Source organism: Methylobacterium sp. 190mf (genome assembly GCF_900107945.1).
Lineage (GTDB): Bacteria > Pseudomonadota > Alphaproteobacteria > Rhizobiales > Beijerinckiaceae > Methylobacterium.
In genome coordinates, this window is sequence record NZ_FNVI01000001.1 from 443315 (window position 1) to 456287 (window position 12973).

Genomic DNA, 12973 nt, shown 5'->3' on the forward strand with positions numbered 1-12973 from the left:
GACGGCGCGGCCTCGTCCATGACGGATGGCTTCGCCGCCTCGTCTCTGCGAGCGCAGCGAAGCAATCCAGTCGGCGCAACGCTGAGCAACCTCGCGCTGCCCTGGGTCACTTCGCTGCGCTCGTGATGACGGCGGAGGCCGGGCTGACCGGTTGTTCCGATCGAGGATCGCCTGGACGATCACGCGTGCTGCCCTCTCGGCAGCGCCACCCAGTGCCCAGGCGCCACCTCGGTGAGCGGCCCGTCGGGCGGCTGGTCGTGGCCAGTGAGGTCGCGCGCGGCAAGGCGCGCCCGCTCCTCGGCCGGGTGCGGCACCGGCACGGCGGCGAGCAGGCGCCGGGTGTAGGGGTGGCGCGGATCCTCGTAGAGCGCGGCGGCCTCGGCGAGCTCGACGATCCGCCCGCGCCAGAGCACCGCGACCCGGTGGCAGAGGTAGCGCACCATGCGCAGGTCGTGCGAGATGAACAGGTAGGACAGGCCCATCTCGTCCTGCAGGTCCTGCAGCAGGTTCACCACCTGCGCCTGGATCGAGACGTCGAGCGCCGCGATCGGCTCGTCGGCGACGATGAAGCTGGGCTTCAGGGCGATCGCGCGGGCGATGCAGATGCGCTGCCGCTGGCCGCCCGAGAACTGGTGCGGGTAGCGCCCCATGAAGCGCGGATCGAGCCCGACCCGCTGGAACAGGGCCGCCACCGCCTCCCGCCGCTCCGGGCCGCGCATGCCCCGCCGGTGCAGCTTGAACGCCTCCGCGACGTACTCGCCAGCGCTCATCCGCGGGTTGAGGGCCGCGTAGGGATCCTGGAACACGGTCTGGATCCGGGCCCGCATCCTGCGCATCGCGCCCGCCGAGAGCTTGGCGAGGTCGGTGCCCTCGAACGCGATGGTGCCCGAGGTCGGCGGGTTCAGCATGGTCACGGCCCGACCGATGGTCGACTTGCCGGAACCGGATTCGCCCACGAGCCCCAGGGTCTCGCCGGGGCGGATGTCGAAGCTCACGCCCTCCACGGCGCGGAACACCGCGCCCTTGCCGCCCCACCAGGAGCGGAGGGGATAGTGCTTGGACAGGTCGCGCACCGAGACGACCGGCTGCTGCGACGCATTCATCGCGCGGCCTCCTCACCCAGAAGCTTCGGCAGGTCGTACCAGGCAGCGACGAGGTGGCCCGGAGCGGCGCCGGGCGCCTGCGCCAGGGGCGGCATCTCGGCCCGGCAGCGCGGCGTCGCGTAGGCGTTGCGCGGCGCGAACGGGTCGCCCGGCGGGAGATGGCGCATGTCCGGCGGCGCGCCCTCGATCTGGTGGAGGCGCTGCCGCCCGGCGCGACCGCCGGAGAGATCCGGCAGGGACCGCAGCAGGCCGAGCGTATAGGCGTTGCGGGGATCGGCGAAGATGTCGTCGACCGGGCCGCGCTCCAGGATCCGACCGGCATACATCACCTGCACGGTGTCGCTGATGCCGGCCACCACGCCGAGGTCGTGGGTGATCCAGATGATCGCCATGCCGAGCTCGCGCTTCAGCTCCTGCACCAGGGCGACGATCTCGGCCTGGACGGTGACGTCGAGCGCCGTGGTCGCCTCGTCGGCGATCAGAAGCTTCGGCCGGCAGCTCAGGCCGATCGCGATCATCACGCGCTGTCGCTGGCCGCCGGAGAACTCGTGCGGGTACTGGTCGAGGCGCGCGGCCGCGTTCGGGATGCGCACGAGGTCGAGCAACTCCCTGGCCCGGGCGCGGGCCGCGCGGGCGTCGAGGCCGAGATGGATGCGCAGCGGCTCGACGATCTGCGCCGCCACGGTCATGCCGGGGTTGAGCGAGCTCATCGGATCCTGGAACACGAAGCCGATCGCGCCGCCGCGGATCTTGCGCAGCTCCCGCTCCTTCAGGGCGAGGAGGTCGCGCCCCTCGAACAGCACCTGCCCGCCGGTGATGCGGCCGGGCGGGCGCGGAATCAGGCCCAGCATGGCCAGCACGTGCACGCTCTTGCCGGAGCCGGACTCGCCGACGATCCCCAGCGTCTCGCCCTCGTGCAGGGTGTAGGACACGCCGTTGACCGCGTGGACCGCGCCGCCATCGGTGTCGAAGGCGACCGCGAGGTCGCGGACGTCGAGGAGAGGCTTGATCATGTCCGCTGCCTCGGATCGAGGGCATCCCGTAGGCCGTCGCCGAACAGGTTGAAGGCGAGCACCGCCAGGAAGATCGACAGGCCGGGCCAGATCGCCATCCAGGGCGCCTCGTCCATGAAGTTCTTGGCGGTGTTGAGCATCGCCCCCCAGGACGGGTCGGGCGGCTGCTGGCCGAGGCCGAGGAACGACAGGCTCGCCTCCGCGATGATCGCGGCCGCGATGGTGAGCGTCGCCTGCACGAGGATCGCCGGGACGATGTTGGGCAGGATGTGGACCCGGGCGATCCGCCAGGGCGGGTTGCCCATGGCGCGGGCCGCCTCGACGAACTCCTCCGCCGCCACGGCGCGCACCTGCGCGCGGGTCAGCCGGATGAAGGTCGAGGTCGCCGAGAGGCCGATCGCGATCATCGCGTTGACAAGGCTCGGGCCTAGGAAGGCGGCGAGCGCGATCGCCAGAATCAGGAATGGGATCGCCAGCAGCGCGTCGGTGAGCCGGGAGATCGCGCCGTCGATCCAGCCGCCCGCGTAGCCGGCGAGCAATCCTAGGGGCAGGCCGAGGGACACCGCCAGCGCGACCGAGACGAGGCCGGCGCCGAGTGAGGCCCGGGTGCCGAAGATGATCCGCGAGAGCACGTCGCGCCCGACCTCGTCGCCGCCGAACGGGTGCGCGAGGCTCGGGGGCCCGCGGACGTTGCCCCAGTCGGTGGCTGTCGGGTCGTAGGGAGCGATCCAGGGCGCGAACACCGCCATCAGCACCAGCAGGCCGACGATGACGAGGCCCACGACCGCGCTCCTGCGCGCGCGCAGGCGTCGCCAGAAGGCCGCGTAGGTGCCGGGCTCTCGGAGGATGGCGTGGGCGGGGGCGCCGGACGGGGCGGCCTCCAGGCCGACCGCCTCGGCGCGGGCGATCTCGCTGCCGGTGCTCATGCCCGCCTCAGCTTCGGGTTCACGGCCGCCGCGAGCAGGTCGGCGGCGAGGTTCAGGGCGATGTAGGTGGCGGCCGTGCAGATCACGACGCCCTGCACGGTGGCGAAGTCCCGGTTGAACACCGCATCGACCATCAGCTTGCCGAAGCCCGGCACGGAGAAGACCTGCTCGGTGAGCACCGCCCCGGAGAGGAGCTGGCCGAATTCCAGCGCCCCCAGGGTGATGATCGGGATCGCGGCGTTGGGCAGCGCGTGCCGCAGGGTGACCCGCAGCGGCGAGACGCCCTTGGCGCGCGCGGTGCGGACGTAATCGGAGCCGAGCACGCCGAGCATCGCCGCGCGGGTGTGGCGCATCATCACCGCCGCGATGGCGTTGCCGAGCACGAAGGCCGGCATCACCATGGCGGCGAGGTTCTCCGACAGGCTCTCGAAGGGCGAGACGTAGCCCGAGGCCGGCAGCCAGCCGAGCTCCACCGAGAACAGCAGGATCAGCAGGATCCCGAGCCAGAAATTCGGCACCGACAGGCCCCAGAGGGCGATACCGTTGGCGACCGTGTCGGCGGCCTGACCGCGCTTGACCGCCGAGAGCACGCCCATCGGCACGCCGATGGCCAGCGCCACCAGCATGGCGAGGCAGGCGAGTTCGAGCGTCACCGGCAGCTTCTCGACGATCAGCTCGGAGACCGGCTTCTGCAGCCGGATCGACTCGCCGAGATCCCCCCGCAGCACGCCGCCGGCCCAGTAGGCGTAGCGCACCGGCAGGGGCTCATCGAGGTGGTACTTTTCGCGGATGAACGTGATCACTTGCGGGTCGCGCTCCTCGCCGGTCAGCGCGGTGGCGACGTCGCCCGGCAGCAATTGCTGCAGGGCGAAGATGATCATCGAGGCGAGGATCAGGGTCGGGACCGCCAGTGCGAGGCGTCGGGCCAGAAATCGGAGCATCAGGCGCGCAGCATCAGTTCAGCTTCAGCCCGGTGAAGCGCACGAGCCCGTCCGGGTAGGGCACGAAACCCGTGATCTTCTGGCTGTAGGCCCAGAGCAGCTTGCGGTGCAGGATGTAGATGCCCGGGCGATCCTTGAGCACCTGATCGGCCAGAGCCTTCCAGGCGGCCTTGCGCTTGGCCGGGTCGACAGTGCCCCGCTCGGCCTGGAGCGCCGCGTCGGCTTCCGGGCTGCAGTATTTCGGATAATTCAGCGCCGCCTTGCAGAACAGGAAGCTGAACGTGTTGCCGTCGGGGTCCGAGCGGCCGCTCCAGGAATAGAGCTGCGCCTCGTAATTGCCCTTGTCGGCGGCATCGAGCGCCGTGGTGAAGTCCACCGCCTGGATCTTCACGTCGAACCCGGCCTCCTTGGTCATCGCCTGGATGACCTGCCCGACCTGCGGCGACTCGCTGTTGGCGTAGACGGTCAGCGTGATCTGCGGGTTCGGCTTGCCGGCCTCGGCCAGCAGCGCCTTGGCCTTGGCGACGTCCCGCTTGGGGATCGGGTACTCGGCGACGTAGTTCGGGTTCTTCGGGTTGACCCACTGGTTCCCAGCCAGGAACTCGCCGTTGTAGACCACCTGATTGATGGCGTTGCGGTCGATGGCCGCCTCGAAAGCGGCGCGCACCTTCGGGTCGGAGACCGGCGAGCCGGCCTTGTGGGGGTTGAACAGGATCTCCTGGAAGCCGAGCTCGTAGGTGGAGTCCAGCTTCAGCTTGGCGTCGCGCTTCACCTGCGCCACGTCGGTGGGGGCGAGGCGCTCCAAGAGGTCGAGCTGACCCGCGCGGAGGTTGGTGAGCCGTACGGTGGCGTCGGGGATCGGCCGGAACTCGATCCGCTGGATGTGGATCGCGTCCTTGTTCCAGTAGTCGGGGAAGCGCTCGACCACGATCCGGTCCTGCGGCACCCGCTCCACGAACTTGTACGGACCGGCGCAGACCGGCGCGGAGGCGAACTTGTCGCCGAGCCGGTCTGCGGCCTTGGGCGAGACCATCATGCCGGCCCGGTCGGTGAACTGCGCCAGCAGCGGCGCGAACGGCTGCTTCAGGTTGATGCGGAAGGTCAGGTCGTCGACCACGTCGACGGAGTCGATCGGCGCGATCTCCGAGCGGCGCTGCGAGCCCGGCATCTTCATGTGCCGCTCGATCGAGAACTTGGCGGCGGCGGCGTCGAGCTTCTCGCCGTCGTGGAACAGCACGCCCGGGCGCAGGTGCATGGTCAGCGCCTTCTCGTCGGGCGACAGCTCCCAGGAGGTGGCGAGCTGCGGCACCGGCTTCAGGTCCGGGCCGATATCCACGAGCTTGTCGCAGAGCGCGGCGAACACCATCCGGCTCGCGAAGGTCCGGGCGAGCGTCGGGTCGAGGGCGTCCGGATCCTCCATCATGCCGTAGCGCAGGGTCTGCGCGGCGGCGGGCCCGGTGAGGGCGAGCCCGGCGAGGAGACAGGCGGCGTAACGCAACATGAGACCGATCCGGGCGGAGGCGGGAGAAGCGGAGCGGACCGGCCAGGTCCATTCCGGGGGCGGCCGGCAGTGTTGCGCGGCCGTTTGGCATGCACAATCCCAGGCAGCATCCATGCCATACAATCAGGATGCATCTTTTATTCAGTTCGCGCCGCGAGCCTCTGGAGCGGCCGTTTCGGGCTGGCCGGCGGAGCTCGATGACGGCGCGACCGCGCCCAGCGTCGAGATCGGCCTTCTGCCAGCTCCGTGAGCGCCGGATCTCAGGTGCGACTTAGATCGGGATAAGTCCAATTTTACGCATTGCTTGAACAGGCCGGAAAAAACTTCAGCCCCAGAAGGTCGCCGATGTATTCTTCATGATGATGCGGGTGTGATGGTCCGGCGGCACATCGTCATGTTGCCCGCGTTGTGCTGGAACCAGCGGCGTCGCGATTTCTACGCCGTGACCGCCGACGTCTCGACCGAGGGCATCCGATTCCGCTCCTCTTCGCTCCTGGCGCCGGGTGAGCAGCTCACCTGCAGCATCCGCCATATCGGCACGCTCGAGGCCCGCATCGCCCGCGTCGCCGGTCAGGAATTCGTTGTCTGTGTCCGCGGTGGACGCGCGACCCTCACTGACCTCGCCCGTCAGTTCGTGACGCTGGCAAAGGCCCAGGACCTGCAACCCGAACCGATCCGCGCTTACCGTCGGATCGTGCCGAAGCAGAAGATCGTCCAGATCACCACCGCGTCGGGCGAGGCCTTCCAGGGACACGTCCTCAACGTTTCGGCCTCCGGCGTGGCCCTCCTCGTCGACCACGCGCTGGAGATCGGGACGATGATCCGCGTCGGGCGAAAGACCGCCACCGTGATGCGCCACTTCACCCACGGTGTCGGGGCCGCCTTCGCGGAGCCGTTCGCGCCGTCCGCGGTCCACGAGGCGATGTCGCTCTGAGGGCCGCCCGCGAAACCGGGCGCCGCCGCCGAGCTGCGATCATCGGCCACCCGCCCCTCGCAGAGGCGGCGGAAGGGCGCTACAACTTCGCGGGTCCAGCGAAGGATCACCGATGAAGCGACCGCTCTCCGCCCGTTCCGCCACATCCCTGGCGCTCCTGCCGGCCGCACTCGTCCTGCTGCCCCAGGCGGCCTTCGCCCATCCGGGGCACGGCAGCGCGACGGGCGCGGAGGCGGGGTTCCTCCATCCGCTTCTGGGCGCCGACCATGTTCTCGCGATGGTCGCGGTCGGCCTCCTCGCCAGCCTGCGCGGCGGACGGGCGCTCTGGGCGCTGCCCCTGTCGTTCCTGGCGTTGATGAGCGTGGGGGCGGGGCTGGGCATGGCCGGCACGGTGCTGCCGCATGTCGAACTCGGGATCGCGCTGTCCATCGTCGTGTTCGGCCTCGCCGCCATCGTCGGCCTGCGCGCGCCGGTAGCCCTGCTGGCTGCCCTGGTTGGGGTCTTCGCGGTGTTCCACGGCTACGCCCACGGCGCCGAGATGCCCGAGACCGCCTCCGGCCTGTCCTTCGGCCTCGGGTTCCTCGCGGCCACCGCGCTCCTGCACGCCGCGGGGATCGGACTCGGTGCCGCGGCGTCGCGGATCGGAGCGACGCGGGCCGCCCCGGCCCTCGGCGCAGGCCTCGCCGCGGCCGGTCTCGCGCTGCTGGCGCTCCCCGCCTGAGCGCCGTACCCGACCCGCTCCGGGGCCCCGACCGGGCCGCGGGCGCGGCGCCCCGGCTGAGCATCCGCATCGATCTCGGGCCGGGGCACCGCCTCGGCCCCGGCAAGGTGCAGCTCCTGGAGATGATCGCCGAGCACGGTTCCATCGCGGGCGCTGGCCGTGCGCTGGGCATGTCGTACCGCCGGGCCTGGCTGCTGGTCGAGGCGATGAACACCGGCTTCGGTCGCCCCGTGGTCGAGGCGCAGACCGGTGGCCGGGCCGGCGGGGGTGCGCGCCTCTCGGCCTTCGGCGCCGACGTGGTGCGGCGCTACCGGGCCGTCGAGGCGGCCGCGGAGGCGGCGGCCGCGCCGTTCCTGCGTTGCCTGGGACAGGCCGGGGACGCGTAACCGGGCCGGGCACGGGCGCGAACCCGGATGCGACGTCACAGGCCCTCGTGGGCTGACGTCCCGTCATCCCGCCCCACGTCCAGCCGGTCGTGACAATCCCGGCAGCAGGAAGAGAACCCCCATGGCAAAACTGACGACGCTCGCCCTGATGAGCCTGCTGGCCATCACCACCGGTGCGCAGGCGGCACCGAAGGTCGAGCGCCTGCGCGGGACCGTCGAGGCGGTCGCGGGCGACGGCTTCACGCTGAAGACGCGGGACGGCGCGTCGGAGACCGTGGCGCTCGCCCCCGACGCCAAGGTTTCCTGGGTGGTCCCGTCGAGTCTCGACGCGATCAGGGACGGGGTCTTCATCGGCACGGCCACGAAGGGCGAGCCGCCGGTGGCCCTGGAGGTGGTGCTGTTTCCCGAGGCGATGCGCGGCACCGGCGAGGGACACTACGACTGGGACATGATCCCCGACCACACGGCCGGCGGGGCACCGGTGAGGAGCGCCATGACCAACGGAACCGTGAAGGCGGACGTGCGCTCGACCGCTCCCGACGCGCCCCGCGTGAAGAGCGCGATGACCAACGGGACCGTCAAGGCGAGCCGCGGCGGGGCGGAGCGGACCCTCACGGTCGATTACGGTCAGGGCCAGTCGCTGCAGATCCTGGTACCGCCACAGGCGCCGGTCGTCAGCTTCGAGCCCGCCAGCGCCGCGGCCGTAGCGCCCGGCGCCAAGGTCTTCGTGATCGCCGCGCGCGGGGACGACGGCCGCATCACGGCGCGGCGCGTCGCCGTCGGAAAGGACGGGCTGACGCCGCCCATGTAAGGCGCCCGTCCGGCGCCGGCGAATCGGCTGGGACGGCGTGAGCCGCCCGGTCCCGGGTCGGGGCCGGGCGAAAGGCTGCCCGTCGGCGCGGCAGCTCAGCCGCTCAGGACAGCATTCGTGCACATTCGGCGGACCGTTGCCGACTAAAGCGCCCCGAGAATGTTGCCAGGCCGCAACATCGCGCTGGAACTGCCAAGGCAGCCGCGAATCCTCGTTGCTCGCGGAAACCCGTTCGCACATGGTGATCGTGCACGGGGGCATCGCCAAGCGAGAGCCCGCAGGAGCCTGCCACCTAAGACGCGGGCCAAACCTACAGAACGTGCGGCTAGACCCGGATAACCGGGCAGGTCCGCATCATTGGGTCTCGAAGCTTTGGAGATGTCTATGAAGCTCTTGAAGAGCTCATTGCTCGGGTCTGCTGCTGCGTTCGCGGCCGTAGGCGCAGCCCACGCCGCCGACCTCCCGGTCAAGAAGGCGGTCCCGATCGAGTACGTCCGCGTCTGCGGCGCCTACGGCGCCGGCTTCTTCTACATCCCCGGCACCGACACTTGCCTGCGTCTCTCCGGCCGCGCCCGGTTCGAGGGCGGCTACATGACCAGCTACTCGCGCCAGGGCACCAACGGCGACACGTCGGGCTACCAGGGCCGGATGCGCATCAACCTCGATGCCCGCACCCAGACCGCCTACGGCACCCTGCGCGCCTTCGTCCGCCTCGATGCCGGATCCCGCACGGGCTACTCCGGCGTCGGCACCTCCGGCACCCAGCAGCGTATCGCTCAGGCCTTCCCGGGCCTCGGCATCGACCAGTTCGGTCGCGCCCAGCAGTTCGTGAACGTCGACAAGGCCTTCATCCAGTTCGCCGGCATGACCGCCGGTCGCGCCTCGTCGTTCTTCGACTTCTACGCCCACGACTTCGAGTTCGCCGGCGCCACGCTCGGCTCCGACGTCGCCTCGACCAACCTGCTCGCCTACACGGCCACGCTCGGCAACGGCCTGTCCGCCACGATTTCGGTCGAAGATCCGGTCTTCCGCCGCAGCCCGATCTTCTCGCAGACCAACAACCCGACCGGCGCCACCGTTAACGCGACGATCCAGAACTTCGCTCAGACGGCCGCGCCCGCCGAGGTGTTCATCGGCTACACCGGCGGCGTGCCGACCCGGTTCAGCTTCGTCGACGCGATCCAGCGCTCGCGCATGCCCGACTTCGTCGGCGCCCTGCGCCTCGACCAGGCCTGGGGTTCGGCTCAGGTCTCGGCCGCCGTGCACGAGCTGAACGTCGGCAACGTGCAGAACGGCGCCGGCACCGGCACCGGTTCGAACATCAGCATCCCGCACACCAGCAACTCGTACGGCTGGGCGGTCCAAGGCGGCCTGAAGATCAACACGCCGTTCATCGCGCCGGGCGACGCCCTCTACCTGCAGGGCGCCTACGGCTCCGGTGCCCAGATGTACACCGGCTACTGCGCCTTCAGCGGCTGCTACTCGCAGAACCCGGCCACCATCCAGGGCCAGAAGTTCGCGCAGTACATGAACGACGCGACGATCAACCCGTTCTCGGGCCGACTCGAGCAGTCGACGAGCTTCACTGCGACAGCCTCGTACCTCCACTACTGGACGCCGGAGTGGCGCTCGGCCTTCTTCGGGTCGTACGGTGAGATGAGCTACAGCAGCGGTGCCCGTCTGGCCCAGGGCGCGGCCTTCGCGCTCGCCAACCCGGCCGGTGCCAACTCCTTCGGCGTGAACGCCGTCGGCGTGCCGGGCACCCGGTTCTTCCAGCTGAGCGAGGCGCTGCGCGACACCTACCAGTTCGTGGCGGGCGGCAGCATCATCTGGTCGCCGGTGAAGGATCTCGATATCGGTGTCGAGGGCTTCTACACCCAGATCGGCGTCAAGAACGGCCGCGTGATCGACCGCGACAAGACCCCGACGGCCTACGCGAACGTCGCCGGCATCAACAACGGCACCTTCGTGCCGCGGACCACGACGGCGGACAGCGTGTCCACCTTCCGCTTCCGCGTCCAGCGCGACTTCTAAGCCACTCCACCGGCGCCGGGGCCTCGGCCTCCGCGCCGGTCCCCGTGCTTCAGAAACCTCAAGGCTCGGCTTCAGCCGGGCCTTTTTCGTTGTGCCGGGCCGCCCTGGATCCGTAACGCCTCCGGCCGCCAGCGCGCGGTCGGCACGCGACCCGGTGCGTTCCGCGCCGCGATCCCGCCCGCTCCCGGCCGGTCCGTTGACCGACCCATGATAGGGTCCGGCGATGCGCCGCCCCGCGCGCAGGGCGCCGCCGATGCGCGCCATCGTTCGTTCGGACCCGCTTTCCGGGCGCGCGCCGCGTCCATCGAGCCGGGCAAACGCCGCCGCGCCGTGCGACACGTGCCATCCCGCAAATGAGCCGAGCCTCCGGCCGACGCGTCGGACGGGCAGGATTCGCGCGTCGAATCGCTCGCCGGCGACCGCGTGCCGTTCGCGGGGCACCCAGGCGGTTCTGACTGCATCCGCCACGCCTGTCCGGTCAGAGACGGCCCGCACGACAGCTCCGAGTTGACTTCCGGGCCATCGCTTCTCGATTGGTGCTGGTCGTTCGAACGAGCCGATTTTATCAATATTTCATCCGCTCGGCTAACCTGATAATATATAGATATACTGAGTAATTATCTCCGATTTTGCATTATTGGATAACATTTTGTTGCGTACGCGCAACGTTCATATGCAGGATTGAAGATAAATCCGAATCTTTGTTGCACGCGGTGGTGCCGCTGCACATCGTCGCCGGGCAAATGGGCCTCAAAACCGCCGTGGCGAGCGAAAACATGCCAATGATCTGCGAACAAATCGTGGATTATATTTGGTGTGTCCGGTCTCGCTCATCCGTTTGCGAGAATTGAGCTTGAAATTCCGGAGACATCGATGACATTACTGAGATCATCGCTGCTGGCGACTGCCGCCGCGTTCGCGACAATGGGCGCTGCGCACGCCGCCGACCTGCCGGTCAAGAAGGCTGTCCCGGTCGAGTACGTCCGCGTCTGCGGCGCGTACGGCGCCGGCTTCTTCTACATCCCCGGCACCGACACCTGCCTGCGCATCTCGGGCCGCGCCCGGTACGAGGGCGGGTACATGACGGCGTCGACGCGGCAGGCCGGCACCAACGCCGGCGACAGCGCGGGCTATCAGGCGCGTCTGCGCATCAACCTCGATGCCCGCACGCAGACCGCTTACGGCACCCTGCGCGCCTTCGTCCGCCTCGATGCGGGATCCCGCACCGGCTACGCGCGCTCGGGGACGCAGGCGCGCATCGGGCAGGCCTACGACGCCACCGGCGTCGACCAGGCCGGGCATGCGCAGCAGTTCATGAACGTCGATAAGGCGTTCATCCAGTTCGCCGGCCTGACCGCCGGTCGCGCCTCGTCGTTCTTCGACTTCTACGCCCACGACTTCGAGATCTACGGCGCGACCGCGGGCTCGGACGTCTCCTCCACCAACCTCCTCGCCTACACGGTGACGGCCGGCGCCGGGCTGTCGGCCACGCTGTCGGTCGAGGACCCGGTCTTCCGGCGCAGCCCGATCTACGCGCCGGCCGGCACCGCGTCGCCGGTCAGCCCGGTCTTCGTCGGCTACTTCAGAGGCGCACCGATCGGGGTCAGCGGCGTCGACAGCATCCAGCGCGAGCGGCTGCCCGATGTCGTCGGCGTCCTGCGCGTCGATCAGGGCTGGGGCTCGGCGCAGGTCTCCGCCGCGGTTCACGAGCTGAACGTCGGCAACATCGCGGCGACGCCCGCGGCGGGCGCCAATGTCAGCGTCGCGCACACCAGGAGCGTCGAGGGCTGGGCGGTGCAGGGCGGCCTGAAGATCAACGCCCCCTTCGTCGCGCCGGGGGACGCCCTCTATCTCCAGAGCGCCTACGCCGACGGCGCGCAGATGTATACGGGATACTGCGCCTTCACCGGCTGCTACACGCAGCTCAACAACGGCTTCCAGGGCCAGAAGATCTACCAGAGCTTCTCGGACGCGACGGTCAACCCCTTCACCGGCCAGTTGCAGACATCGCAATCCTTCTCGGCGGTCGCGTCGTTCCTGCATTACTGGACGCCGGAATGGCGCTCGGCGGTCTTCGGCGCCTACGGAGAACAGGACTTCTCCCGCAACGCGCGCCTCGCACAGGGCGCGCTCTACAACGTCCTGAGCTTCAACGGCGCCGCCAATCTCGGCTCCAACGCGGTCGGCGCGCCCGGAACCCGCTTCTACCAGTTGAGCCAAGCGCTGCGCGACACCTATCAGTTCGTCGCGGGCGGCAGCATCATCTGGTCGCCCGTGCGCGACCTCGATATCGGCGTCGAGGCCTTCTACACCCAGATCGGCGTGAAGCACGGTCGCGCGATCGACTCCGACAAGAGTCCCACCGCCTACGCCAACGTCGCCGGCATCAACAGCGGCACGTTCGTCCCGCGCACCGTGACGCAGGACTCGGTCTCGCAGGTCCGCTTCCGCGTCCAGCGCGACTTCTGATCGACGATCCCGGCGGCGGGGCCTCAGTCCCGTCGCCTGTCCCCGTCCGATGCCGTCATGGCCCGGTCGGCCGCTTGGCCAATTCTCTGAGCTGTGATCACGACGGAGACGGGATCTTAATCCCGGCCGACGGG

General features: G+C 69.6%; 11 protein-coding genes. 6 read left to right on the forward strand and 5 right to left on the reverse strand.

Going from position 1 to position 12973, the window contains the following annotated elements:
- Positions 1 to 179 precede the first annotated feature (179 nt).
- Genes C4T42_RS02210 through C4T42_RS02230 form a run of 5 tightly spaced genes read right to left on the reverse strand, consistent with a single transcriptional unit; the run spans position 180 to position 5484 of the window.
- Positions 180 to 1103 (reverse strand): ATP-binding cassette domain-containing protein, encoded by a 924-nt coding sequence (locus tag C4T42_RS02210; protein ID WP_103984663.1) that lies wholly within the window; start codon positions 1101 to 1103, stop codon positions 180 to 182.
- Positions 1100 to 2116 carry an ABC transporter ATP-binding protein gene (locus C4T42_RS02215; RefSeq protein WP_103984664.1) on the reverse strand — a complete coding sequence of 339 codons (1017 nt, stop codon included), beginning with the start codon at positions 2114 to 2116 and terminating at the stop codon, positions 1100 to 1102. The genes C4T42_RS02210 and C4T42_RS02215 overlap by 4 nt, the downstream gene beginning before the upstream one ends.
- Positions 2113 to 3042 carry an ABC transporter permease gene (locus tag C4T42_RS02220; protein WP_103984665.1) on the reverse strand — a complete coding sequence of 310 codons (930 nt, stop codon included), beginning with the start codon at positions 3040 to 3042 and terminating at the stop codon, positions 2113 to 2115. The genes C4T42_RS02215 and C4T42_RS02220 overlap by 4 nt, the downstream gene beginning before the upstream one ends.
- A complete protein-coding gene (locus C4T42_RS02225) occupies positions 3039 to 3983 on the reverse strand; it encodes an ABC transporter permease (RefSeq protein WP_103984666.1) in 945 nt (314 codons plus the stop codon). Before C4T42_RS02225 ends, C4T42_RS02220 begins: the two co-directional genes overlap by 4 nt.
- Before the next feature lie 13 nt (positions 3984 to 3996).
- Positions 3997 to 5484: an ABC transporter substrate-binding protein gene (locus tag C4T42_RS02230; RefSeq protein ID WP_103984667.1), complete on the reverse strand. Its 1488-nt coding sequence runs from the start codon at positions 5482 to 5484 to the stop codon at positions 3997 to 3999.
- 442 nt (positions 5485 to 5926) lie between these two features.
- Here C4T42_RS02230 and C4T42_RS02235 point away from each other — a divergent pair, with 442 nt between their 5' ends.
- The 6 genes from C4T42_RS02235 (at position 5927) to C4T42_RS02260 (ending at position 12839) form a co-directional block, all read left to right on the forward strand.
- Complete coding sequence (locus C4T42_RS02235; protein ID WP_244603155.1) at positions 5927 to 6418, forward strand: PilZ domain-containing protein; 492 nt, start codon at positions 5927 to 5929, stop codon at positions 6416 to 6418.
- Positions 6419 to 6530: 112 nt separating this feature from the next.
- Positions 6531 to 7139 carry a HupE/UreJ family protein gene (locus C4T42_RS02240; protein WP_103984669.1) on the forward strand — a complete coding sequence of 203 codons (609 nt, stop codon included), beginning with the start codon at positions 6531 to 6533 and terminating at the stop codon, positions 7137 to 7139.
- A 107-nt stretch (positions 7140 to 7246) separates the two neighbouring features.
- Positions 7247 to 7525: a LysR family transcriptional regulator gene (locus C4T42_RS02245; RefSeq protein ID WP_244603156.1), complete on the forward strand. Its 279-nt coding sequence runs from the start codon at positions 7247 to 7249 to the stop codon at positions 7523 to 7525.
- A gap of 121 nt (positions 7526 to 7646) precedes the next feature.
- Positions 7647 to 8336: a metal ABC transporter permease gene (locus tag C4T42_RS02250; protein ID WP_103984671.1), complete on the forward strand. Its 690-nt coding sequence runs from the start codon at positions 7647 to 7649 to the stop codon at positions 8334 to 8336.
- Positions 8337 to 8720: 384 nt separating this feature from the next.
- Positions 8721 to 10370 carry a porin gene (locus C4T42_RS02255; RefSeq protein WP_042671926.1) on the forward strand — a complete coding sequence of 550 codons (1650 nt, stop codon included), beginning with the start codon at positions 8721 to 8723 and terminating at the stop codon, positions 10368 to 10370.
- Positions 10371 to 11243: 873 nt separating this feature from the next.
- A complete protein-coding gene (locus C4T42_RS02260; protein WP_026604560.1) occupies positions 11244 to 12839 on the forward strand; it encodes a porin in 1596 nt (531 codons plus the stop codon).
- The last annotated feature ends 134 nt before the right edge of the window (positions 12840 to 12973 follow it).

Excerpts from the sequence above, each read along its gene's own strand:
- C4T42_RS02210 (WP_103984663.1), bottom strand. The coding sequence starts at position 1,103 with ATGAATGCGTCGCAGCAGCCGGTCGTCTCGGTGCGCGACCTGTCCAAG.
- C4T42_RS02215 (WP_103984664.1), bottom strand. The coding sequence starts at position 2,116 with ATGATCAAGCCTCTCCTCGACGTCCGCGACCTCGCGGTCGCCTTCGAC.
- C4T42_RS02220 (WP_103984665.1), bottom strand. The coding sequence starts at position 3,042 with ATGAGCACCGGCAGCGAGATCGCCCGCGCCGAGGCGGTCGGCCTGGAG.
- C4T42_RS02225 (WP_103984666.1), bottom strand. The coding sequence starts at position 3,983 with ATGCTCCGATTTCTGGCCCGACGCCTCGCACTGGCGGTCCCGACCCTG.
- C4T42_RS02230 (WP_103984667.1), bottom strand. The coding sequence starts at position 5,484 with ATGTTGCGTTACGCCGCCTGTCTCCTCGCCGGGCTCGCCCTCACCGGG.
- C4T42_RS02240 (WP_103984669.1), top strand. The coding sequence starts at position 6,531 with ATGAAGCGACCGCTCTCCGCCCGTTCCGCCACATCCCTGGCGCTCCTG.
- C4T42_RS02250 (WP_103984671.1), top strand. The coding sequence starts at position 7,647 with ATGGCAAAACTGACGACGCTCGCCCTGATGAGCCTGCTGGCCATCACC.
- C4T42_RS02255 (WP_042671926.1), top strand. The coding sequence starts at position 8,721 with ATGAAGCTCTTGAAGAGCTCATTGCTCGGGTCTGCTGCTGCGTTCGCG.
- C4T42_RS02260 (WP_026604560.1), top strand. The coding sequence starts at position 11,244 with ATGACATTACTGAGATCATCGCTGCTGGCGACTGCCGCCGCGTTCGCG.